This window comes from Caballeronia sp. LZ035 (assembly GCF_031451175.1).
Classification (GTDB): domain Bacteria; phylum Pseudomonadota; class Gammaproteobacteria; order Burkholderiales; family Burkholderiaceae; genus Caballeronia.
The window spans coordinates 1,181,040-1,203,020 of record NZ_JARUXS010000004.1 but is presented as its reverse complement, the minus strand read 5'-3'; the positions used below and the strand labels follow the sequence as shown (position 1 = coordinate 1,203,020).

The window sequence follows — 21,981 nt, the reverse complement described above, 5'->3', positions numbered from 1 at the left end:
TTATCGAAACTGCCGCAGATCGATCACGGCCGTCACCGCGCCCATTGCGCCGCCGGTGATGCTTTGCGGGAAGTACTCCTGCTTCATGGTGGTGAAGGAGAGACTGACCGTCTCGATTGCCATGCTGCCTCCACCGGCCGGAGACACGTGGGTGATCACTACATCGCCAAGAGTTATCCGAAAGTATTCGAACGGCACCCCACCCGCTTTACGCAAGGTCAGCCTGACCTGCCTGATGCGTGTCCCGTTGAAGCAGTACACTGCGAGATTGGGCGAAGCGCGATCAATCTGGTGTATGAACGTCAGGTCTCCAGCACTGGCTTTGGATGCCCCGCCACCCGACCCTGACATGTTCGCCGCGTTCTGCCGAATATCCCAGTTCCACGAACTGGCCTGAATGGCACGAGGGTGCATTGCGTCCTGCGATTCGCCCTCGATACCGTCGATGTCTACAAAAATATCGCCAGACATGGATCTCCGCGCGCGGCCGAGGAAGCCGCTCCTCAGCGGCGGAATATCCTGACCGCTGAAGTCGGGATAAGTCGAGGTGAAGGCAGCTTATCGCCTGCGCGAAAACCTGATAACCCCGAAATATCCGAAATCGCCTTCACACCGCCTCAGCCGCCTGCCCGCCCAGATAGGCCTCTATAACCTTCTCATTCGCCTGAATCTCGGCAGGCTTTCCCTCGGCGATCTTCTGCCCGAAATCCAGCACCGAAACGATGTCGCACACGCTCATCACCACATCCATGTGATGCTCGATCAGCACCACCGTAATGCCGTGATTTCGCACCTTGCGAATGATCGCCACCAGCTCGCGGATATCCGGCGCAGTCAGCCCCGCCGCCGGTTCGTCGAGCAGCAGCAGTTGCGGATCGAGCGCCAGCGCCCGCGCAATTTCAAGCAGACGCTGCTTGCCATAGGGAAGATTGCGGGCCTCCTCGCCGGCCACATGTTCCAGTCCCACGAAGCGCAGCATGTTGAACGCCCGCTCCCGAGCCGCAAGCTCTTCGCGCCGGTAACGCGGACTCATCACGCCGACATCCGCAAGGTTCGACCTGAACGTATGATGCAAACCAACGAGCACGTTCTCCAGCGCCGTCATCTCGCCGAACAGCTGCACGTTCTGGAACGTCCGCGCAATGCCCGAAAGCGCAATGCTCGATGAAGTGCGCCCCGCAAGTGACTGTCCCTCGTACTCGATGGCGCCCGCCGTCGGCACATAGATTCCTGTCAGCACGTTCATCATCGTGCTCTTGCCCGAGCCGTTCGGTCCGATCAGCCCGTGGATCGTGCCGCGCCTGACCATCAGGTTCACGTCGTTGAGCGCCTTCAGTCCGCTGAACTGCATCAGCACGCCGCGCACGTCGAGGATCGCATCCGTGCCCGCCGCCTCGACCGCCGATACCGCATCGTCCTCGCGCGTCTGGTGGGCGAGTTCTTCGGTATCCACCTTGGTCACGCGCACGCGGCCGAGATTCAGTGTCTTGCGCACAAAGCCGACAATGCCGTCCTGCAGGTAGTACACGACGAGCAGGATCATCAGGCCGAAGATCGTCAGACGCCAGTCGGTCAGTGCCTCGATCCAGAACGAGAACACGGCGAGCCCCGCCGTGCCGATCACCGGCACCGCCACGCGCTGCAAGGTCGTGGTCTTGCGGGCCAGCGCCAACACGGCGCCCGCTACTACGATAACGGCCAGCGCCGTGGCAACCACACGAAAGTTCGAGATATCGTCGAGCAACTTCGGCAGCAGCACGATCACCGTCGAGCCGATGATCGCGCCCGTCCGCGTCTTGCGCCCACCCATGATGATGGCGAGCAGGAACAGGATGGTCAGTTCGAAGTTATAGGTATTCGGCGAGATGTACTGCTCCGAATACGAATACAGACAACCGGCGAGCCCCGCGAAACCCGCGCTGATCACGAACGCATACACCTTGTAGCGATACACCGACACGCCCATGCAATCGGACGCAATCGGGCTGTCGCGCAACGCTTCGAACGCGCGGCCCAGATGCGACTTCAACACCCGGTGCACGACGATCAGCGACACCACCAGCAGCGCCGCGACGAGCCAGTAGTACTGGACTTCATCGAGCCGATGCCCGGCGAACGACGGCTTCGGGATCTTGAGCCCCATCGGGCCGTTGGTGAGGAAATCCATCTCGTTGATGAGGATCTGGATGATCGTGCCGAACGCGAGCGTGACCATCGCGAGATAGGGACCGGACACGCGCAGCGCGGGCAATGCGAGGATCGCCCCGAAGCCGGCGGTGACGAGGATCGAGAGCGGCGCGGTCACGTAGAACGGCATGCCGAGCTTGATGAACAGCACGCCCGCCGTGTAGGCGCCCACGCCGAACAGCCCCGCATGACCCAGCGAAACCTGGCCGGTGTACCCCACCACGATATCGAGCCCGAACAGCAGGATCGCGTAGATCATGATGGTTTCGACGAGATGGATGTAATACGGATTGCCCGACGCCAGCGGAAACACCACCAGGGCGGCCAGGCCGACGAGCGCTGCGATCCAGTTCTTTGCTTTCATCGTGGCCGCCTCAGACTTTCTTGATCGCAGTCTTGCCGAACAGACCCGCGGGCTTCACCGCCAACACGATCAGCAGCAGCACGAGTCCCGGCACGTCCTTGTAGCCGGTGGAGATATAAAAGCCGGTCGTCGTCTCGGCGATGCCGAGGATCATCCCGCCCACGATGATGCCCATGCCGCTCGACAACCCGCCGATGATCGCCACCGCGAACGCCTTGAGGCCCAGCACCGCCCCCATCGTCGCGCCCGTCAGTGTGAGCGGCGCGATCAGCACGCCGGCGAACGCGGCCGTCAGCGACGACAGCGCATACGAGAAGGTAATGACGAGCCCGGTGTTGATGCCCATCAGCGCAGCCGCGTCGCGGTCATTGGCGGTCGCGACCACGGCCTTGCCGAAGATCGTCTTGCGATTGAAGAACTCGACCGCGAGCATCATGACGAGCGCGCCGCCGACCACGAGCAGTTCCATCGGCAGCACGTTCGCGCCGAAGACCTTGAGGGGCGCTTCCGGCAGCGGCGAAGGAAAGCGCAGGTCGTCGCGGCCCCATACGTTCTCCGCCACATTCTTGAAGATGATGCCGAGCGCGATGGTCGACATGATCCAGCCGAACTCCGACTTGATCCGGATGGCGGGCCGCACGCCGATGCGCTCGACGAACGAACCCTGCACGAGCCCGAACAGGCAGACCAGCGGAATCATCAGCCAGTAGTTGACGCCCGCCGAGACCAGCGTCAGGCCGACGAGCGCGCCGAGCATCAGCGCGTCGCCCTGGCCGAAGTTCAGCGTGCCCGACGTGGCGAACGTGAGTTGGTAGCCGAATGCGATCACGGCGTAGATCATGCCGAGCGCAATACCGCTGTAGACGAGTTGCAGGAGGATCATCGTCGGGGACCAGAAAGAGCATGAAAAAGCCGCACTCGCCTTTTTGGCGAGCGCGGCTCATATCCATATGCCGGAACGGCCGGCCTTAGTTCGCGGCCGTCGTCTGCTTGGTGCGCAGCGTGCTGCCGCCCTTCTTGTCGGCGTCGTAGGCATAGACCACGCGGCCGCCCTTCACCTCGCCCACCACCGGCACGTTCGGGCTGATCGCCTCGTGGTCGGTCTTCGTGAACGGCTTGTCGTAGACCATCACCACGCCTTCCACCTTCGTGTTCAGGTTCTCCAGCGCTTCCTTGACCTTCGGGCCATCGGTGCTGTTGGCCTGCTTGATCGCCGCCGCGAGCAGATACACCGAGTCATAGCCCTGCGCCGCCGACACCGGCGAATCGATGCGTTCGTTCTTCGGCTTGAACTCCTTCAGATACGCTTCGATGAACGCCTTGCGCTTCGGCGTGTTCGCTTCCTGAATGAAGGTCTGCGGCATGCGCGCGCCTTCGCCGTTGCTGCCGGCATTGTCGATGTAGTTCGCCATCGAAAGCGTCCAGCTGCCGATCAGCGGCACCTTCCAGCCAAGCTTCGCCATGCCGTTCGCGATCTGCGCGAGTTCAGGTCCGATGCCATAGGTCAGCACGGCCTCGGCGCCCGCTTCCTTCGCCTTCAGCAACTGGGCCGTCATGTCGACGTCCTTGATGTTGAACTTCTCGACCGCCACCGGCTTGACGCCCTTCGCGGCCAGCGCCTTCTCCAGATCCTCGCGGCCGAGCTGGCCATAGTTGGTCGAATCGGCGAGGATCGCGACCTTCTTGAAGCCGCGCTTCGTGACCGCTTCCTCGACGATCATCGGCGCCTGGATGCGGTCGGCTGCGGCGTTGCGGAACACGTAGTTGTCGGGCTGGTCGTCGAACTGCTTGGTCACCACCGTGCCGGTCGCGACGTTGTTGAACACCGGGATCTTCGCTTCCTGGAAGAAGCGCTGCGAAGCGAGCGCTACGCCGGTGTTGATGTAGCCCACCACCGCGACCACCTTCTCCTTGTTGATGAGTTCCTGCGCGATCTGCACGCCGCGCTCGTTCTTGGCTTCGTCATCGCGTTCCACCAGCACGATCTGGCGTCCGAGCACGCCGCCCGACTTGTTGATCTCGGCGGTCGCGAGACGCACGCCGTCGCGCATGCTCACACCCATGGACGACGAACCGCCGGTGAACGGCCCATCGACGCCGATCTTGATCGGGTCGGCCGCGTGCGCCAACGAAAATACGCCGAATGCGAGCACGCCCGCGATGAGCTTCATCTGCATACCCATGTGTGTCTCCGTCGCCTCAATTGTTATGAGAAGGTCGGCGCGACGAACCATCGGCGCGCGTGCCCGGTCCCGCTGCTTGATGCTCGCCGGCGCATGCAACGCTGTTAAGTGCGGTCTGCGTTATCGATTACATCGGCTTTGACCGATATTAGAAAAATGTAAGGATATGACCATATTCGGACATACCCGAGGGCGCGCGCGCTGGCACACACCCGGTGCATCGCACCGGTGCATGGCCTGGAATAAAGGGAAGTCGAGTCGGATGCGGGATGCGCCTGAACAGCATCCCAAAGCTTTTTGACGGCGTAACGAAAGGCGTCGGTTCGCGGGTATACGCGTAGCTACATGCCCCAGCGCAATCCCGCCGTGTGCACCGGGCTGTCCCAATGACGGGTCATCTCGTCGTCGAGCGTGCACAGTGTGATCGAGGCTCCCGCCATTTCGAGCGACGTGGTCAGCGCGCCGACCTGCGAACGCGCGATGCCGAGACCGCGTCCGTCGAGCCACCTGCGCACGGCGTCGTACAGCAGATACAGTTCGCCCAGCGCCGTGCCGCCCAGTCCGTTGACGAGCACGAGCAGGCGCGCATCGGCGGCGGGCTTCAAGTCCTCGACGATGGCTGTCAGCAGCTCGTCGGCGATCGCATCGGCCGTGGCGAACTTCGCGCGCCTGCGCCCCGGCTCGCCATGAATGCCGACGCCAATCTCGATCTCGTCGTCGCCGAGCGAGAACGTCGGCTTGCCGGCGGCAGGCACCGTGCAACTCGAAAACGCGACGCCCATCGACGCGATGCGCCCCGCCACGCGTTCTCCGAAAGTGCGGCACGCTTCCAGGTCCGCGCCCGTTTCGGCGAAGCTGCCGACCAGCTTCTCGACGATCACCGTGCCCGCGACGCCGCGCCGGCCCGTCGTGAAGCTCGAGTTCTCGACGGCGACATCGTCGTTGACGAGCACCGTGGCGTTGGGCATCTCGCAGAGCTCGGACGCCATCTCGAAGTTCATCACATCGCCCGAATAATTCTTCACGATGAACAGCACGCCCGCGCCGGTGTCGGCGGCTTGCGCGGCGGCCAGCATCTGGTCCGGTGTCGGCGACGTGAACACCTGGCCCGGACAGGCGGCATCGAGCATGCCGTAGCCGACAAAGCCGCCGTGCAGCGGCTCATGCCCCGAACCGCCGCCCGATATGATGGCGACCTTGCCCGGCTTGAGCGTCTTACGCACGATGAACGCCGGGTCGCTGTTCACCGTGACGAGATCCGCATGCGCGGCGCCGAAGCCCGCGAGACTTTCGCTCAGGAAGTCATCCACGCGATTGATGAACTTCTTCATGTCTCCGTCTCCTTGTGAGGTTCAGGCCGCGTCTTGCGCGAGGTGCGCGCAGACTGCCGCGATCATGAGCTGACTGGAACGCGCGCCTGGATCGATGTGACCGCGCGAGCGTTCGCCGAGGAACGAAGCGCGCCCCTTGGTGGCGAGCATGTCGCGCGTGGCGAGCATGTGCTCCTCCGCGACGCGCGGCAGCGCGTCCAGCACGTCCGCTCTCGACGCATTCGCGTCGGCCAGCGCGGTGAAGCGCTGTGCCACGGGAATCAGGACGTCCATCATGGTCTTGCTGCCGGTCGAGGTCTTGCCGCGTTGCCCGACTGCCTCGACGCCCGCCGCGAAAGCCCGCGCGAAGGCGGCGACGCTGTTGGCGCCGTCATCGACCGGCGTCTTGGCCATGCCGGTCAGCATCGAGAAGAACAGCGGTCCGGACGAACCGCCGACCGTGGAAAGCGTCTTGGCCGCCGCGAGCTTCAGCGCGGGCGCGAACGCTTCGGCTTCGATCTGCGCGCGCATGGCCACGAGTGCATCCATGCCGCGCAACAGGTTGATGATGTGATCGCCGTCGCCGATCGCCTGATCCAGCGACGCAATTTCGTCTGCATGTTCCTTGAGCGACGCGTGCGCCGCGTCGATGCACGCCATGACCGTCTTGCCGTCCATGCGCCGATCCTCCGTTCACGGGCAGAGTGAGCTGAGAGGATACCGCGTCGTGCCGGGTCACGTGGTTTGTCGAGCGGACGCTTCAGGTCCACGGAACATGCACACGGTCCAGATCCCGGTCGAGCTGATACGCGGCGCTGATGAGCGCGAGATGCGTGAGCGCCTGCGGGAAGTTGCCGAGTGCTTCGCCGCTCGTCGCCACTTCCTCGGAGAACAAGCCGACATGATTCGCATAGGCGAGCATCTTTTCGAAGACCAGCCGGCCCTCGTCGACGCGGCCCGCACGCGCCAGCGCCTCCGCGTACCAGAACGAGCACGCGGAAAAGCCGCCTTCCGTGCCGGGCAGACCGTCCAGCGTCGGGCCGCGCGTATAGCGGAAGATCAGCGGATCGACGCGCAGTCCACGGCCGATGGCATCCAGCGTGCCGATCCAGCGCGGATCCTTCGGCCCGATGAAGCGCACCAGCGGCATCATCAGCGTGGAGGCGTCGAGCGTATCGGAATCCGGGGTCTGCACGAAGCTCTGCAGTTCCTCGTTCCAGAAGTGCTCGTGGATGTCGCGATGAATCTCGTCGCGGGTGCTGAACCAGCTTGCGAGCGGCGCGGGCAGTGAACGCTTCTCCGCGAGACGCAGCGCGCGGTCCACCGTGACCCAGCACATCAGCCGCGAATGCAGCAGCGGACGCGTGCCGTTGCGGAACTCCCAGATGCCGTTGTCCGCATCGCGCCAGTGCTCGACCACGTAATCGACGGTGCGCGTGACGTGCCGCCAGCCCTCGTATGAGATCGCGGCGCCATACTTGTTGTACAGATAGAGCGAGTCGAGCAGCGCGCCATAGACATCCAGCTGAATCTGCGCACGCGCCTCGTTGCCGATCAGTACCTGTCCGCGGGCATCGCCCACGAGGCTGTCGAGACTGGCTTCCGCGAGCGCATCCTCGCCGTCGACGGAATACATCACACGCAACTGCCCATGGGAACTGCAATCGCGGCTGCGTTCGGCGATCCACTTCATGAAGCCCTCGGCCTCGCCGGTATAGCCGAGCCGCAACAGCGCATACACGCTGAAGGCGGCGTCGCGGATCCAGGTGAAGCGGTAATCCCAGCGGCGCGAACCGTCCTGCGCCTCGGGCAATCCGAAGGTCGGCGCCGCGACAATCGCGCCAAACTCCTCCGAACTCAACAGCTTGAGCGTCAGCGCCGAACGCAACACGACTTCGCGATAACGCCCGCGATACGTCGAGCGCGCCGACCAGGTCTTCCAGTAGTCGATCGTCGCCGCCAGCACCGCATCGTGTTCCGCCTCGATGTCCGCGAGGCCTTCCGGCAAGCCGAAGGCAAAGCATACGCAGTCGCCTTCTTCGAGGTCGAGCGTGGCGCAGGCGCGCGTGCCGTCGAGCGACAGCGGCACATTGGCGAGCAGTTGCACGGGCGACGAGCCATCGGCGGGAATGAATTCGACGCCCCGCTCCACCGCCCGCGCCTCGTGCGCCGCGCGCGCATAGTCGAAGCGCGGATCGCAGTTCACCTCCAGCGTCATGCGGCCATAGACGAGCCGCACGATGCGCAGCACGCAGTTCGGCGTCTGATCGGCGCGCGGCGCGTCGGCGGCCACCGGCATCAGGTCGAGCAGTTCGCAGACGCCGTCGCCCGTCATGAAGCGCGTGAGCAGCACGTTGGTCTCGGGCAGATACATCTGCTTGACGTTGGCATGCTGCGCGCGCGGCGTGATGGCGAACGAACCGCCGCGCTCGCCGTCGAGCAGCGCGGCAAACAGCGTCGGTGAGTCGATACGGGGAAAGCACATGAAGTCGAGCGCGCCGCGCAGCGAGACCAGCGCGGCCGTCTTCATGTTGCCGATCATGCCGCGCCCATCGACAGGCAACGCGACCGGTGGAACCTGCTGGGGATGATGTCCCATGACGATGTGCTCCCGGCGAGCCGTGGTTGGCGTCGTCGAAACGGAGCAAGTCATATTCCTGTCGCGCGCGCCAGAAAGCATCAGAGCGCGACAAAGCCTGGACAGATCAGCGCGCGGCGGCTTGCTCGGAGGTGCCTGCGGCGGGTTCAGCCGGCGCGCTGCCGAATATCGGGGCGCTCGCTGCGCCGTCCTGTGCGGCCAGCGACGTAGTGTGCGGCACCGGTGCCGCCGCAGTACGCGAATGGCCGATGCCCGCGATATAGACCACCGCCGCCACGGCCACGCCTATCAACACCGCTGCCACGGCAAAGCCTGACGACTTTCGCCTCATTGTTCCTCCTGATCGGATACGATGTCCCCGGCCCGCGGGCCGGCCCCGCGCCGATGGTAGCAGCGCCGCCCGTCCAGGCCGCGTGGGCCGCCGCGCATTGCAGCACAGATCGATCAAAAACCTGACCCGAGGGACATTCATGCACGCCGTCACGGCCTTCAATCTGGTGCTCATCTCGTTGATCGCGATCATCGCGCTCGAAGTCCTCGCGCGCAGGCTGCGTCTGCCGCCCGCCGCCGCGCTGCTGATCGGCGGCGTCGCCATGGCCTTCGTGCCGGGATTGCCGAAGTTCGAACTCGATCCCGAACTCGTGCTGGTCGTGTTCCTGCCGCCGTTGCTCATGTACGGCGCGTATTTCTTCGTATGGGACGACTTCAAGCGCAACCTGAGCGGCATTCTGCTGCTGGCAATCGGCGCCGTGGCCTTCACCACCTTCGTGGTCGGCGTGGCCGTGCATCTCGTGGTGCCATCGCTGCCCTGGGCTGCCTGCTTCGCGCTGGGCGCGGTCGTCTCGCCGCCCGATGCCGTCGCCGCCAAGGCCGTGCTCGAACGGGTCGCGTTGCCGCGGCGGCTGATGGTGCTGCTCGAAGGCGAGAGCCTGCTCAACGACGCAGCCGGCCTCGTGCTGTTCCGCTTCGCGCTTGTCGCGGCCATGAGCGGCGTCTTTAGCGCGCCGCGTGCCGTCGCCAGCTTTGCGGGGCTCGCGATCGGCGGCGTGGTGGTCGGCATCGTGGCGGGGTACATCGCCGTGAAGCTGATGCGCGCGCTCGCCGACGACTATCTCGTCATCACCACCTCGATGCTCACCGCGTGGGTCAGCTATATGGCGGGCGAGATGCTCGGCGTGTCCAGCGTGATCGCCACGGTGACCTGCGGCATGATGGTCGGCTGGCATCAGCACGAAGTGTTTTCGGCGGCGCAGCGCATGCGCGGCACGGCCTTCTGGCAGGTCGTCGTGTTCGTGCTGGAGGCGCTCGTGTTCGTGCTGATCGGCCTGTCGCTGCGCGGCATCGCGCTGCGCCTGGGCGGCGTCGGCGATGCCTTTTCGCTGCTCGGGCCTGCGTCGGCCGCGGTGATCGGCGTCGTGATCGTCTCGCGCTTCGTGTGGGTGTTCGGGGTCGAGGGACTGAAAGGCATCGTGTGGACGCTCAAGGGTCGCAAGCATGCGAATGCGGGCGCGGATGCCGAAGACGCCCGCGCCATGAAGCCCGACTGGCGCGCGGCCACCGTGGTCAGCTGGGCGGGCATGCGCGGCGTCGTGACGCTCGCGGTCGCGCTCTCGCTACCCGAGGACATGCCGGGCCGCGACCTGATCCTGTTCGCGGGCTTCGCGGTGATCCTCGTCACGGTGCTGCTGCAAGGCGCGACGATCGGCCCGCTGATCAAATGGCTCGCGCTCGCGGCGGGGCACGAACGCTCGGCGCGGCATCTGAGCGAGCCGCAGGCGTGGGCGCGCATGGAAACCGCGCAACTGGCCGCCATTCAGCCGCTCGTCAGGGACGCGAATGGCGAGGTCATTCACCCGCGGCTGCTGGAGCAGTACACCTATCGCGCGGATTTGTCGTCGCGCTTCCAGAACGAGGAAGACTTCCCGACCGAGGCACGTCATGCGCACTACGGTGTCGTGCTCGCCGCCATCGCCGCAGGGCGTGCCGAGTTGCTGAAGATGCATCGCGGCGGGCAGATTCATGACGAACTGCTGCATTCGCTCGAACGCGACCTCGATCTGCAGGAGATCATCGCGCTGCATTCTCGCGGTGCGTGATCAGTTGCCGGCGTCGCGGGAATGAGCGGGCGCGGCGAGCGGCAGGTCTTCCGGCGTTTCATCGCCCGACATCCAGGCGAAACTCGTGACCGCCGCGCGCGCGTTGTTACGCAGGCGGATGATCCATTGCCCGGGCGGCGCTGCTTGCGCCGTGGGCTGAACGGCGACGAGGATCATCGGCCGGGCGCCGCGCGCGCCCCGGCCGAGATGCACCACGCTGCATAGTGTCTCCGCGCGCCGCATGCAGACGCCGATCTCACCGCGCGTAAGCCACGCACTGCCGACGCCGTCCGGCGTGACCACTTGAATGTCGATGTCCGGTTCTGCGCCGGCGCCGTCGAGCCAGATCTCCGCGAAGCTCGGCGACGCGCAACCAGCAGGCACCGGCCACGGCAACGCAGCCTGCGTGATGATGGTTCGGGTGTCGCGGCACGGCGCCCAGTTGTCCGTACCGGACGGAAGAATGATGGAGCACGCGCCGATGTCCATCAGCTCGTCGAGCGCGCCTTCAATCAGCGAACTGCCGTCCTGCTGCCACGCGACGTCGCCGGCGTTCATGCTGACGAGCGGATGGCTGCGCGGCCCGCCAATATCGTGTGCCCGCTGCGCCACATAGCGGACGGCGTCGAGCAGGCTGGCATCCGGGCTGGGCCCGACGCCGCCACGCAGCGTGTGGCCGCGCGCAGCGTGGCGGAGCTGTACTCCGATCATCGGCGGGCGTTCCTCAGGGCCTGCGGGCGGACCCGGACGATGCGCAAGCGCCTCACTCGACGCGGTGCATGCATCGCTCAATAGCGCGTTCATCCGGTTCTTCAGCAGTTCACCGCCGTACCCGAGACCGCGCGCGCTGTTCACTGCATCGTTCTGGTTCCAGAAGCAATGAAAGCGCGTGTCCGTGCCGAACGAATACTGCGCGTGACGCCGATGAAAAAATGAAAGCTCCTCTTCACACACGCCCACGATCATGCGTGCCGGAAAAGCGCAGGCCGGTACGGGGCTGAGCGCGGCCCTGCCGTGAGGACGCACGCCGTTCGACGGCGCGAGCGTCGCCATTCCGGTCAGCCGTTCGATTTTTCCGGAAAGATCGGTTCCGAGCCGTGTGAAGAATTCGCGCGTGACGTGAGCGGTGCAAAAACGCGTGCTGTCGAGCCTGTCCGGAGGTTCGCGATACAGCGCGGACATCCAGATCCAGTCCTGCCAGCCATGGCGATCGATTTCCTGTGCGAGCTGCCGCGCCGTGACGCCGCCCCGTTTCAGTTCGAGCGCGATCGGCATGCGTTCGTCCGACCCGCCGCCGCGATGGCCGCGCCTGCCCAGGTATGCCCACACGAGATAGGGGTCGAGCCGGATCCCGGACGCGAGCGTCTGGCGGGCTGCTTCGCCAAACACATCGCGGGGATCAGCCCTCTCCCAATGCGGCGCCATGCCTGTTTCCCTTTTTTTATCCGTGTCGCCGTAGCTTGAACGAGGTTGACCTCGAGCTTCACGGCAACACAACTCATCTGTTTATTTCGGGTAACGAAATTCAAAGCGCGCCCGATCAGGGCATACCGTAGTCACTCGGCGCGCGCTTGGCAAGCGGGATTGCCCTTGCCTTTCGCACGCAAGGTGGCTCCTCCGACATTACGCACACGATTGCGGTGTACCGAGTGTTATGGGGCAAGTGCTTCATTCGACCGCGCGCGGGTCCGGTTCGGGAAACACGGGCGAGAGCGTCCGCGCATCGCGCGACGTCTTCTTTCTGCGCGCCAGCAGATTCAGGCCTTCGACAAAGCCCGCGAAGCCCATCGCGGCGTAGATATAACCCTTGGGCACATGCGTGCCGAACCCTTCGGCAATCAACGTCATGGCGATCACGAGCAGGAACGACAGGGCCAGCGTCACCACCGTCGGATTGCGTTCGATGAAGCGCGACAGCGGTTGCGCTGCAAACAGCATCGTCGCGACTGCGAAGATGACGGCGATGAACATGATCGGCAGATGCTCGGTCATGCCGACCGCCGTGATGATGCTGTCGACGGAGAATACGAGGTCGAGCAGCAGGATCTGGCCAATCGCGGACCAGGCGGTCATCGTGGCGACACTCGACGCGACGCCCGGCGCATCGTGCGCGCCCTTCCCGACGTGATGATGCATCTCCTTGGTCGCCTTCCACACGAGAAACAGGCCGCCCGCCAGCAGGATCAGGTCGCGCCAGGAGAAGGCATGATCGAACAGCGAAAACACGGGTGCGGTGAGACGCGCGATCCACGCGACCGTGCCCAGCAGCGCAAGACGCATCACGAGGGCGAGCATGATGCCGATGCGCTGCGTGCGCGCGCGTTGCTCGACGGGAAGCTTGTTGCTGAGAATCGAAATGAACACGAGATTGTCGATCCCGAGCACCACTTCCATCACGATCAAGGTGACGAGTGCGGCCCAGACGGCGGGATCGGTGGCAAGCGCAAGAAGATATTCCATGAATTTTTTCTGGAGGTTGGTCAGCTGAGGAATGCTGCCATCATCCACAGTCCGTCTCGACGGAAAAATCAGCGATAATCGAAACGGTACTTCGGTTTTTCCGAAGCTGGAGTGACGCCAACGCCGCCGGGGAATATTCGCATGCTCAATTATCGTCACCTGCACTACTACTGGGTTGTCGTCAAGGAAGGCGGTTTCGCGCGCGCCGCCGAACGGCTCGACATGGCCGTGCAGACCATCAGCGCACAAGTGCGCGAGCTGGAAAAGTCACTCGGGCATCAGTTGCTCAAACCGGCGGGACGCGGCGTCACCATGACCGAAGCGGGCCAGGCCGCGTTCGCCCGTGCCGAGGAAATCTTCCAGCTGGGGCAGATGATTCAGGACGAGGTGCGCGAAGCGGCGAGCGGCACGCTGGCACGGCTCGCGGTCGGCCTGTCGGACGGCATCTCGAAGCTCGCCGCGCATGCGTTGCTTGCGCCGGTCCTCGAAAATCCTTCGCTGCGGCTGTTGTGTCATGAAGGCGAGACCGACGAACTCCTCGGCGAACTGGCGCTGCATCGGCTCGATCTCGTCCTGTCGAGCCATCCCGCGCCGCATAACCAGAACCTGCGGCTGACGAGCGAGCGGCTCATCGCGTCGCCGGTGGATTGGTACGGGCCTGCGTCGATCGTCCGCAAGAGCGCCATCGACCGCTTTCCGGAAAGTCTCGCCACGCTGCCAATGCTTCTGCCCACGGGTCACTCCTCGCTGCGCGCGCGGCTGGATCGGTGGCTGGAAACGCAGGCGATTGCGCCGCGCATCGTCGGCGAATTCGAGGACAGTGCACTGATGGCGGTATTCGGCGCGCGCGGGCTCGGCGTGTTTCCGCTCGCCGAATACGGCGCCGGCGACGCACCCCTGCTGCGCGGTCTGCGCTGGCTCGGCCGCTCGCCCGACGTGAAGGAAGAGGTGCATGCCATTGTCTCGCGGCGCGGGCGACATCATCCGTTGACACAACAGGTACTCGCCAGCGCGCTCGGCTAACTTCGGTTTTTTCGAAGTCTTGTTTCCATCCACTCTGCTTTTTCGAAGCGCTGCCGCCTCTTAATCTGAACCTCACGTTCACCAAGGAGGCGTTCATGAAAGTCCTGTTCAAGTCCCGCGACCCCGAAGCCATCGCGATGCACGAACTGGCGAAAACCCGCAGCGAATTCGTTTTCCGGCGTCTGGCGTGGCTCATTTCCAAGGCGACGGTCAGCCTGTCGGACATCAACGGGCCGCGCGGCGGCCTTGACAAGCGCTGTCAGGTGGAAGTGCAGGTCAGCAAGGAGAACAAGGTCGTGGCGACCTCGATCGCCCGAGACTGGCGCGGCGCGATCGATCTCGCGCTCGCTCGCGCAGTGCGCTCGCTCGTGCGCCGCCGTCAGCAGGTCAAACCAAAGACGCGGCGTGTGCGTGCCGGCAGCATCGCGTGGAATCTGACGCCGGAACCGGAACCGGCGCTGCAGGCCGCCGTGGCGCCGCGCATCCGCATGCTGCGCAGGCTGGCGGCGGGTAACGTGTGATGAAGCCCACGCGGACTCGCGCCGCGTAGAAGCGAACTTCAGGCGCTCGCGTCGCGGCGAGCGCCTGTCCGCCTGTTAGCGTTCGGCCACTGCGACGCGCGGCCCGCGCTCCGCCAGCCGCCCGTCGAGTTCGGCCTTGCCGTACTGGATGGCGTAGTTCTCGGCAGCCTGTGCCGTCGGGAACGAACGGAACGGCCCGATCGCCCGGCGCGTGCCGCCAGGACGCTCGATCAGCAGCGTCGCGACGAATTCGCCGGACAAATGCCGCACGATCGCGGAAAGCTCACAACCTCGATACTCGACTGGAGTGGAGTCCATCGCTCACCTCGCTCGCTTGAATGGACAGGGGATGAGTCAATCTACTCAAGTGTCAAAAAACACGTAACCCCGCTTGTGAGTGCCTGCGAACGCAGGCAGAACGAATCTTTCGTTTGTCCAACGGCACCGCTATCCGCAAACGATTGGCCGATTTCCATCCGGCCAGCGTCCTTCGGCTGTCCGCCAGATTCTTCGATTCCGTTTTAAGAATTTTCTCGCTCGTTAAACATATAACCTGATTTATTCTGTTTCTCGAAACCACGCGACGAATAGCCCATTTGATTTTCAGCCTGATGCCTGTAGAGCATTGTGCTTTTTGCGCGTTCTGAATAATTTCAATATTCAAGATTGAAATCATGGAGGAACCACTTTGATATCACCGTTCGCACCTCGTGCGATTGACAAGTTTGGGCCCTTGGTTCCGAAGCCGCCCAATCCCGACAACCTCGATACCCTGCTCTTGAGAAACAACGAGAATCCTTTTGGCTCCGAGCACTTTCGCTACCTTGGTTTCGGCAACGATGCAATATTCAGGCTGCATGAAAGCTATCTGAACCGGCTTCGCTTAGCCGAGGAAACGCACCACAGGCGCCAGTCGCCCTCAATGCTTCAAACCTCATTCTGGCAACGGGTGCCGCTGGTGCGCTCGAACAGGTATTCAAGGCGTTTTTCGAAGCCGGAATTGACCGGATAGCCCTGACGCCGCCGTGTTTCGGGTTGTTCTCCCGGTTGGCGGCAATCCATCGGATCGAAGTCCTGGCCGTTCCACTTGCTGGTCCCGCATAAGACCGCCTCCATGTCGATGCCTTGTGCGAAAGTCCGGTCAAAGGTGTCGTGCTATGCGATCCGAATAATCCAGTTGGAAGCCGTCTTAATCAAGTCGACGTCGAGTTGCTGCTGACGCGCTTCAAAGGCCTTGTCATCATGGACGAAGCCTATGTCGAGTACAGCCGCTTCCCCTCGAATCTGCGTCATCTGGAAGCCTTTCCCCGGCTTCTGATTCTACGCACGATGTCAGGGCGCTTGGCATGGCCGGACTGCGAATCGGCGCGGCGCTCGGTGCCGAAAGTCTGATTGAACCGCTGCGCCGGGTTCAACTGCCGTTTGCGATCTCGTCCGTGGCGGCGAACGCCGCCCACGTAATCCTCGCACACCCGGCCAGGATCATGCGCGGAATCGAGCAGTTCCGCGGCGAACGCGACGCGTTCTTTCAGAGTCTGGCGTCGCTTGCCTGTGTCTCCGCCATCTGGGGCGGCGACGGCGGCTTCATCAGCATTCGCACGCGGTCTTTCAGCAAGGTTTTCCATGCAACGCGCGCCTGCCGCATCGAACCGCTTTTCAATCCCGAAGGCGTGCCCGATTGCATTCGTTTTTCAATCGTTCCGGCCGCCGAAAACGAACGCGTCATTCGCGCATTGAGACCGATCAGTTAGTCATTCAGTCAACCCGTCTCCGCATATAAGAGTGAATTATCCAGAAAATCTTGCAATGCATAATAAGTCGAGAGTCCAGGTCATCAAGCGCCGCGCCATCCTGGCCATTACGTCGATTCAGGTCGATGGTGAAACCCTTCGCTCGGCGAGCATCGCGATTTTCGTCTTTCGCGATTTTATTCCAGACCAAGGATGCAGCTCATTCAGCGGGGTCAGTCTGAAAAAACGGTGAAAGCTTGGACAATCATGTTCACCCTGTGCGTTCGATGATTCTGCTTTCCAGCGGTTCGGTCTATCTGACCGGGGAAACGGATCCGCTGCTGTCCGAACGGCCGCCGCCAAACGACCGGGCGCAGCTCCGCGCGGTCGAGTTGCTGGGCGCGTATTGTCACGGCGGCTGCAAGCGGAGACCACGCCGTAGCCCGCGCCGCAGTATCTCGCGCACATGAATTCGGATCCGCTGCTGCCCGCGGGACTCGCGTACTTCGCCGCGATGCTCTACAACCCAACCAACGTCACGCCGGAAGCTTCGCCGGTCACCACGACGCTGGAACACGAACCGAGCGACGACTTCTGCGGTCTCTTCGGGTTCGATCCGGAACAAGGCTGGGCGCATCTCACGTCCGGCGGGCATGCCGCCAATGACGAAGCCATGTGGATCGCCCGGAATCTGCGGCGCGTGCCTTTTGCGCTGGTCGAAGGGAGTGGTGCACCGGATGCCGTCCGCCTCTGCAACCTGCCGCCTCGCGAGATCGTCGCGCGGCTCGCGCAAGCGCTCGAACACGAGCCGCCGGACCGTTTGCGGGCGCGGATCAACGCACTCCACGATCATCCCGCACTGACTGGCGGGAGAATTCTCGTGGCGAGCGGGCGTCACTATTCCTGGGACAAGTGCGCCGACTTGCTCGGACTGGTGCTCGAGCCGGTAGAGATGGACGCGTCGATGCGCATCGACGTGCCGGCGCTGTGCGAGTGCCTGTTCGCCCATTTCGCGGCGGCGCGTCCGGTAGTTGCCGTGGTCGCCACGGCGGGAAGCAGCGGCGAGGGCAGCGTCGACGAGATTCACCGCATCGCGGCGCTGCGGTTCGAGTGCGAAGAGCGCTTTGGCGCGTCCTTCTTCCTGCACGTCGATGCCGCGTTCGGCGGTTATTAACGCACCTTGCTTGAACCTTCCATCGATGAAGACGCACGCACGGCGCCGCCCGTCTCGGAAGTGCTCAAGCCGGAGGTCGTGGAAGCACTGCAAGCGCTCTGTCATGCCGACACCATCACGGTCGATCCGCACAAATGCGCCGGCGTGTCCTATTCCGCCGGCTGCCTGGCGATTCGCGACCGCCGCTTCTCGTGGGCCATTGCCAGCCAGACCGGCTATTTCAGGCCGTCATCTTCGCGACTACGGGAACCTATGGAAGCCGGTCCTCACACGCTCGAGGGCGCGCGGCCGGGCGCCGCCGCGGCGTCCGTGTGGACCGCGCATTGGCTGTTCGGCCTTCAACGCAGCGGGTTGGGCGCCTTGCTGGCCGGCAATGCACTGACCGCCACACGGCTCCATCACGCGCTCAACGCGTAACCTCCCTTCCTGCTCAACGGGGTCACTCACCGCTTCAAAAGCCTGTTCTCACCGGATCTCTGCATCCTCAATTTCTGCATCCATCCAGCGGAAACGGTAGTATTAAGCGCGCGCAGAATTGAACTACTCAGTGAGCGAATGATCGGCAGCGCACAGTTGCATGGTGGCGGAGATGAAAAGCTGCCATGGTTTTCGCATAATCGGGTGTCGTTGCGAGACGTCATGCCGGGCGCTGTTGATCCGGACGCCGATGAGCAAGACGAAACGACCCTGGTGCGCTGCTGCGTCATGAAACCTGTCGCGCACGACGCGTTCGATGCATTCCTGCGCAATAGCCTCGATCGCCTTTTTGCGCGGATCGAGGGAAGAGAAACCTGAAGCGGCCCGACAAGGCGCCTCCCGATGCATGGGGTGGCGGACCACCGGACCGCATTCCGCGGTCCGGTCTGTTCGGGCCAGCCGTCCGACGGTCTGACCGTGCGCCGACCCGTCGCGCACTCCACTCGCTTCATGACCAAGCCCAAAGAAGACCGACATCGCCGAACCGCCGCGTGCCTGATCGCCTGCGCGGCGCTCGGCGTCGCGAGCATGCCCGCCCATGCGCAGGAGTTCACCTTGCTGGCCGGCCCGCTCAAGAGCAGCAGCCAGCACACCTATTCGTGGGAGGCCAGCTATCGCGAGGGCATGGGCCGCTACGCCGCATGGAGTTTTTCCTGGGTCAACGAAGGCCATATCCCGGATCATCACCGCGACGGCCAGTCGCTGCAGTTCTGGGGGCGGCTGCCGCTCTGGAACGACCGGCTGGAACTGTCGGCGGGCGCGGGTCCGTATCGCTGGTTCGATACCAAGCAGGCGCAACTGGGCGGCGGTTATTCCAATACGCACGGCTGGGGCGGCCTGTTTTCGCTGCGCGCCGCGTATTACTTCGATAGCCGCTGGATCGCCGAGATGAAGCTCAATCGCGTGCAGGCGTCCGGCGGCCCGGACACGACCGCGCTCCTGTTCGGCATCGGCTATCAGCTCGATGCACCGGAAGGCCACGGACCGCGCGCACGTCCGCTCTCGCGCTCGACCAACGTGACGAACAACGAAGTCACGGTCATGCTCGGGACGACCATCCTCAACAGTCTCGACTCGGAGTCGAATCTCGCGGAGAGCGTCGAGTACCGGCGCGGATTGTGGCATTACGTCGATGTCACGGCGTCGTACCTGCACGAAGGCGGTCACGTACAGTCGCGCCGCGACGGTATTGCCGCGCAGATCTGGGCCACGCGCGCGTTCTTCGACGACCGGCTGACGCTCGGCGTCGGCGCCGGTCCCTATCTGTCGATCACGCAAAACGACGACCTGCCGCAGAACCGCACCGGCGATGGCCGTTTCTCCGGGCTCGTGTCGCTGTCGGCGAGTTATCGGTTCGATCAGCGCTGGCTCGCGCGCGTCACGTGGAATCGTGTGGTGACCCGCTACGACCGCGATGCGGACATCATCGAAGCGGGCGTCGGGATACGCTTCTAGAACAGCTCCTGCTGACCCGACATCAGTCCGGCGAAGTCGTCGCGCATGAAGGGCAGGATGCCGTCGGCAACGGGCTGGAGTTGCTTGCCGACGTAGTGCTCGTAGTCGATCGGCGCGTGGCGCGCCTCCACCGGCTCGGGACCGGCCGTCGTCATGACATAGCTGATCCAGCCGCCGTTCTGGTATTGCAGCGGCCGGCCCTGCTGCCGGTTGTATTCATCCGCGATACGTGCCGCGCGCACTTGCGGCGGCACGTTGCGTTGATAGTCGCCGAGCGTGCGGCGCAGGCGCTTGCGATACACGAGCAGTTCGTCGAGTTCGCCGCGCCGCGTGCGGCCGACGTAATCGCGCACGTACTCGTTGTAGGGCTGGCCCTTGAAGATGCGCGTATAGAGTTCCTGCTGGAAGCGTTGCGCAAGCGGCGTCCAGTCGGAGCGCACGGTTTCCAGCCCCTTGTAGATGATGTCGTCGCTGCCGTCCGCGCGCGTCGTCATGCCGGCGTAGCGCTTCTTGCTGCCCTCTTCCGCGCCGCGGATCGTCGGCATCAGGAAGCGCTTGAAGTGGGTTTCGAACTGGAGCTCGAGCGCGCTCTCCAGCTTGAAGGTCTCGTGCAGATGCTCGCGCCAGTACTCGTTCACGTGCGCGACGAGCGCCTGACCGATGCGCGCGGCGTCGTCCTCGCTGCGCGCCCGCCGCAGCCAGACGAAGGTCGAATCGGTATCGCCGTAGATCACGGTGTAGCCGCGCGCCTCGATCAGCTCGCGCGTGCGATGCATGATCTCGTGGCCGCGCATCGTGATCGACGAGGCCAGGCGCGGATCGAAGAACCGGCAGCCGCTCGACCCGAGCACGCCGTAGAACGAATTCATGATGATCTTGAGCGCCTGCGACAGCGGCTTGTTGTGCTGGCGCTTGGCCGCTTCGCGTCCTTGCCAGACCTGCTCGACGATCGCGGGCAGGCAATGGAGGTCGCGTGCGAAACGTGCGCCGCGAAAACCTGGCACTGTGTTGGCTTCGTCAGACAGGCTCATGCCTTGTGCAAGCCCGGCCGGGTCGATCAGGAATGTACGGATGATCGACGGATACAGGCTCTTGTAGTCGAGCACGAGCACCGAATCGTACAGGCCGGGCCGCGAATCCATGACGAAGCCGCCGGGGCTGGCTTCCTCCGGCACGTCGCCAAGATTCGGCGCGACATAGCCGAGCCGATGCATGCGCGGCATGTACAGATGCGTGAACGCCGCGACCGAACCGCCGCTGCGGTCCGCCTGCAGGCCGGTGACGGTAGCGCGTTCGAGCAGAAACGAAAGCAGTTGGGTTTTCTCGAAGATGCGCGTGACGAGCTCGCAATCGACGAGGTTGTAACGTGCGAGCGCCGGCTTGTCGTGCTGGAAACGCCGCTCGATTTCGTCCATGCGCGCATAGGGCGTGTCGATCGCCTTGCCTTCGCCCAGCAGCGACTGCGCGACATGCTCCAGGCTGAACGACGGAAAACTCCAGGTTGCGGAGCGCAACGCCTCGATGCCGTCGATCACGAGCCTTCCCGCGATCGAGATAAAGAAGTGATTGCGGTTGATGCCGTGTTCGCGCCACTCGACCGTGCTGCCGTCGCGGCCGAGTGTCAGGGGCACGCCGAAGTCGTCGGCATGACGCTGCAGCACGCGCAGATCGAACTGCACCACGTTCCAGCCGATGATCGCGTCCGGATCATGATGCGCGACCCACGCGTTGAAGCAGCGCAGCATGTCGGCGCGCGTGGCGCAGTATTCGAGCGCGAAGTCGATGTCGCCGGGTGTCTCCTCGGAAGCCCCGAGCATGTAGACCTGACGCGCGCCGCAGCCTTCGAGTGCAATGGAATAGAGTTCGCCGCGCGCACTTGTTTCGATATCCAGCGACACGAGTTTCAGCGCCGGCCGATAATCCGGCGCCGGCTTCAGCTCGCTCTCGACGGTTCCGTTGCGCGCAACGCCTTCGAACGATACCGGCGCCGTGATGAAACGCTCCATCAGATAGCGCTCGGGCGGGCGGATATCGGCTTCATAGACATTCACGCCCGCTAGGCGCAGGTTCTTTTCGAGCGCGAGCAACTGGCGATACTGCGCGCAGTACAGTCCGAGCACGGGCTTTTGCTGGAAGTCGCGCAACGGCAAGTCGCGCACGTAAGCATCACGCACGGCGCCGACCAGCGGCTCGGCCTTCGCGCGATCTTCCTCGCGAATGAACGCGACGCTCGTTTGCACGCCGATGCGGATTTTCTGCGGTCCGTCATCGGTGGCGAGCCAGAAATCGACTTCGGCGCCGGCAGCCGTGTCGCGCCAGTGACGAGTCAGCAGAAAACCCTGTCGTGCGGAAGCCAGATCGTTATCTTCGAGAGCGCGTGCCATCGAAGCATTTTACTTGGC

Annotated in this window: 24 protein-coding genes; 10 read left to right on the top strand and 14 right to left on the bottom strand. The window is 63.8% G+C overall.

The window, feature by feature from the left end:
- From QCE88_RS35880 to QCE88_RS35845, 8 genes are all read right to left on the bottom strand, one after another.
- Window positions 1-471: a type VI secretion system tube protein Hcp gene (locus QCE88_RS35880; RefSeq protein WP_309910296.1), complete on the bottom strand. Its 471-nt coding sequence runs from the start codon at window positions 469-471 to the stop codon at window positions 1-3.
- Window positions 472-607: 136 nt separating this feature from the next.
- Window positions 608-2,551: a branched-chain amino acid ABC transporter ATP-binding protein/permease gene (locus tag QCE88_RS35875; protein ID WP_309910295.1), complete on the bottom strand. Its 1,944-nt coding sequence runs from the start codon at window positions 2,549-2,551 to the stop codon at window positions 608-610.
- A 10-nt stretch (window positions 2,552-2,561) separates the two neighbouring features.
- Window positions 2,562-3,434, bottom strand: a complete 873-nt coding sequence (locus QCE88_RS35870; RefSeq protein ID WP_309820144.1) for a branched-chain amino acid ABC transporter permease — start codon at window positions 3,432-3,434, stop codon at window positions 2,562-2,564.
- Window positions 3,435-3,519: 85 nt separating this feature from the next.
- Window positions 3,520-4,728: an ABC transporter substrate-binding protein gene (locus tag QCE88_RS35865; RefSeq protein ID WP_409018304.1), complete on the bottom strand. Its 1,209-nt coding sequence runs from the start codon at window positions 4,726-4,728 to the stop codon at window positions 3,520-3,522.
- A gap of 347 nt (window positions 4,729-5,075) precedes the next feature.
- On the bottom strand, window positions 5,076-6,065 hold the full coding sequence (gene dhaK / locus QCE88_RS35860) for a dihydroxyacetone kinase subunit DhaK (protein ID WP_309910293.1): 990 nt from the start codon (window positions 6,063-6,065) through the stop codon (window positions 5,076-5,078).
- Between the two features lie 21 nt (window positions 6,066-6,086).
- Window positions 6,087-6,722 (bottom strand): dihydroxyacetone kinase subunit DhaL, encoded by a 636-nt coding sequence (gene dhaL, locus QCE88_RS35855; RefSeq protein ID WP_309910291.1) that lies wholly within the window; start codon window positions 6,720-6,722, stop codon window positions 6,087-6,089.
- Between the two features lie 82 nt (window positions 6,723-6,804).
- Complete coding sequence (locus QCE88_RS35850; RefSeq protein ID WP_309910289.1) at window positions 6,805-8,643, bottom strand: glycoside hydrolase family 15 protein; 1,839 nt, start codon at window positions 8,641-8,643, stop codon at window positions 6,805-6,807.
- 106 nt (window positions 8,644-8,749) lie between these two features.
- Window positions 8,750-8,974 (bottom strand): hypothetical protein, encoded by a 225-nt coding sequence (locus tag QCE88_RS35845; protein ID WP_309910288.1) that lies wholly within the window; start codon window positions 8,972-8,974, stop codon window positions 8,750-8,752.
- Between the two features lie 139 nt (window positions 8,975-9,113).
- Here QCE88_RS35845 and QCE88_RS35840 point away from each other — a divergent pair, with 139 nt between their 5' ends.
- Window positions 9,114-10,739 (top strand): Na+/H+ antiporter, encoded by a 1,626-nt coding sequence (locus tag QCE88_RS35840; protein WP_309910287.1) that lies wholly within the window; start codon window positions 9,114-9,116, stop codon window positions 10,737-10,739.
- On the opposite strand, the gene QCE88_RS35835 is transcribed toward QCE88_RS35840, so the two are convergent.
- The gene (locus QCE88_RS35835; protein ID WP_309910285.1) at window positions 10,740-12,164 is read right to left on the bottom strand and encodes a hypothetical protein; all 1,425 of its coding nucleotides are present in this window, start codon (window positions 12,162-12,164) and stop codon (window positions 10,740-10,742) included.
- A 243-nt stretch (window positions 12,165-12,407) separates the two neighbouring features.
- Window positions 12,408-13,199 (bottom strand): TerC family protein, encoded by a 792-nt coding sequence (locus QCE88_RS35830; RefSeq protein WP_309910284.1) that lies wholly within the window; start codon window positions 13,197-13,199, stop codon window positions 12,408-12,410.
- A 141-nt stretch (window positions 13,200-13,340) separates the two neighbouring features.
- Between QCE88_RS35830 and QCE88_RS35825 the strand changes: the two genes are divergently transcribed.
- On the top strand, window positions 13,341-14,222 hold the full coding sequence (locus QCE88_RS35825) for a LysR family transcriptional regulator (protein WP_309910283.1): 882 nt from the start codon (window positions 13,341-13,343) through the stop codon (window positions 14,220-14,222).
- 95 nt (window positions 14,223-14,317) lie between these two features.
- The gene (locus QCE88_RS35820; RefSeq protein WP_309910279.1) at window positions 14,318-14,743 is read left to right on the top strand and encodes an HPF/RaiA family ribosome-associated protein; all 426 of its coding nucleotides are present in this window, start codon (window positions 14,318-14,320) and stop codon (window positions 14,741-14,743) included.
- A gap of 75 nt (window positions 14,744-14,818) precedes the next feature.
- Here the strand turns inward: QCE88_RS35820 and QCE88_RS35815 are convergent, their stop codons facing one another.
- The 3 genes from QCE88_RS35815 to QCE88_RS35805 all read right to left on the bottom strand — a co-directional run bounded on the left by QCE88_RS35815 (window position 14,819) and on the right by QCE88_RS35805 (window position 15,859).
- The gene (locus QCE88_RS35815; RefSeq protein WP_309910278.1) at window positions 14,819-15,061 is read right to left on the bottom strand and encodes a hypothetical protein; all 243 of its coding nucleotides are present in this window, start codon (window positions 15,059-15,061) and stop codon (window positions 14,819-14,821) included.
- Window positions 15,062-15,113: 52 nt separating this feature from the next.
- Window positions 15,114-15,407, bottom strand: a complete 294-nt coding sequence (locus QCE88_RS35810) for a hypothetical protein (RefSeq protein ID WP_309910277.1) — start codon at window positions 15,405-15,407, stop codon at window positions 15,114-15,116.
- Between the two features lie 263 nt (window positions 15,408-15,670).
- Window positions 15,671-15,859: a hypothetical protein gene (locus QCE88_RS35805; RefSeq protein ID WP_309910275.1), complete on the bottom strand. Its 189-nt coding sequence runs from the start codon at window positions 15,857-15,859 to the stop codon at window positions 15,671-15,673.
- A gap of 36 nt (window positions 15,860-15,895) precedes the next feature.
- Here QCE88_RS35805 and QCE88_RS42125 point away from each other — a divergent pair, with 36 nt between their 5' ends.
- From QCE88_RS42125 to QCE88_RS35775, 7 genes are all read left to right on the top strand, one after another.
- Window positions 15,896-16,135, top strand: a complete 240-nt coding sequence (locus tag QCE88_RS42125; RefSeq protein WP_409018276.1) for an aminotransferase class I/II-fold pyridoxal phosphate-dependent enzyme — start codon at window positions 15,896-15,898, stop codon at window positions 16,133-16,135.
- A complete protein-coding gene (locus QCE88_RS42120; RefSeq protein ID WP_409018275.1) occupies window positions 16,090-16,494 on the top strand; it encodes an aminotransferase class I/II-fold pyridoxal phosphate-dependent enzyme in 405 nt (134 codons plus the stop codon). Before QCE88_RS42125 ends, QCE88_RS42120 begins: the two co-directional genes overlap by 46 nt.
- Window positions 16,495-16,525: 31 nt before the next feature.
- Window positions 16,526-16,726 (top strand): hypothetical protein, encoded by a 201-nt coding sequence (locus QCE88_RS35795; protein WP_309910273.1) that lies wholly within the window; start codon window positions 16,526-16,528, stop codon window positions 16,724-16,726.
- Window positions 16,727-16,939: 213 nt separating this feature from the next.
- A complete protein-coding gene (locus QCE88_RS35790) occupies window positions 16,940-17,647 on the top strand; it encodes a pyridoxal-dependent decarboxylase (RefSeq protein ID WP_309910272.1) in 708 nt (235 codons plus the stop codon).
- Window positions 17,648-17,653: 6 nt separating this feature from the next.
- The gene (locus QCE88_RS35785; protein ID WP_309910271.1) at window positions 17,654-18,064 is read left to right on the top strand and encodes a hypothetical protein; all 411 of its coding nucleotides are present in this window, start codon (window positions 17,654-17,656) and stop codon (window positions 18,062-18,064) included.
- A 138-nt stretch (window positions 18,065-18,202) separates the two neighbouring features.
- The gene (locus tag QCE88_RS35780) at window positions 18,203-18,442 is read left to right on the top strand and encodes a hypothetical protein (RefSeq protein WP_309910270.1); all 240 of its coding nucleotides are present in this window, start codon (window positions 18,203-18,205) and stop codon (window positions 18,440-18,442) included.
- A gap of 132 nt (window positions 18,443-18,574) precedes the next feature.
- A complete protein-coding gene (locus QCE88_RS35775; RefSeq protein WP_309910268.1) occupies window positions 18,575-19,579 on the top strand; it encodes a hypothetical protein in 1,005 nt (334 codons plus the stop codon).
- On the opposite strand, the gene QCE88_RS35770 is transcribed toward QCE88_RS35775, so the two are convergent.
- Window positions 19,576-21,963, bottom strand: a complete 2,388-nt coding sequence (locus tag QCE88_RS35770; RefSeq protein ID WP_309910266.1) for a DNA polymerase II — start codon at window positions 21,961-21,963, stop codon at window positions 19,576-19,578. The two genes, QCE88_RS35775 and QCE88_RS35770, sit on opposite strands and share 4 nt — an antisense overlap.
- Between the last annotated feature and the right edge of the window lie 18 nt (window positions 21,964-21,981).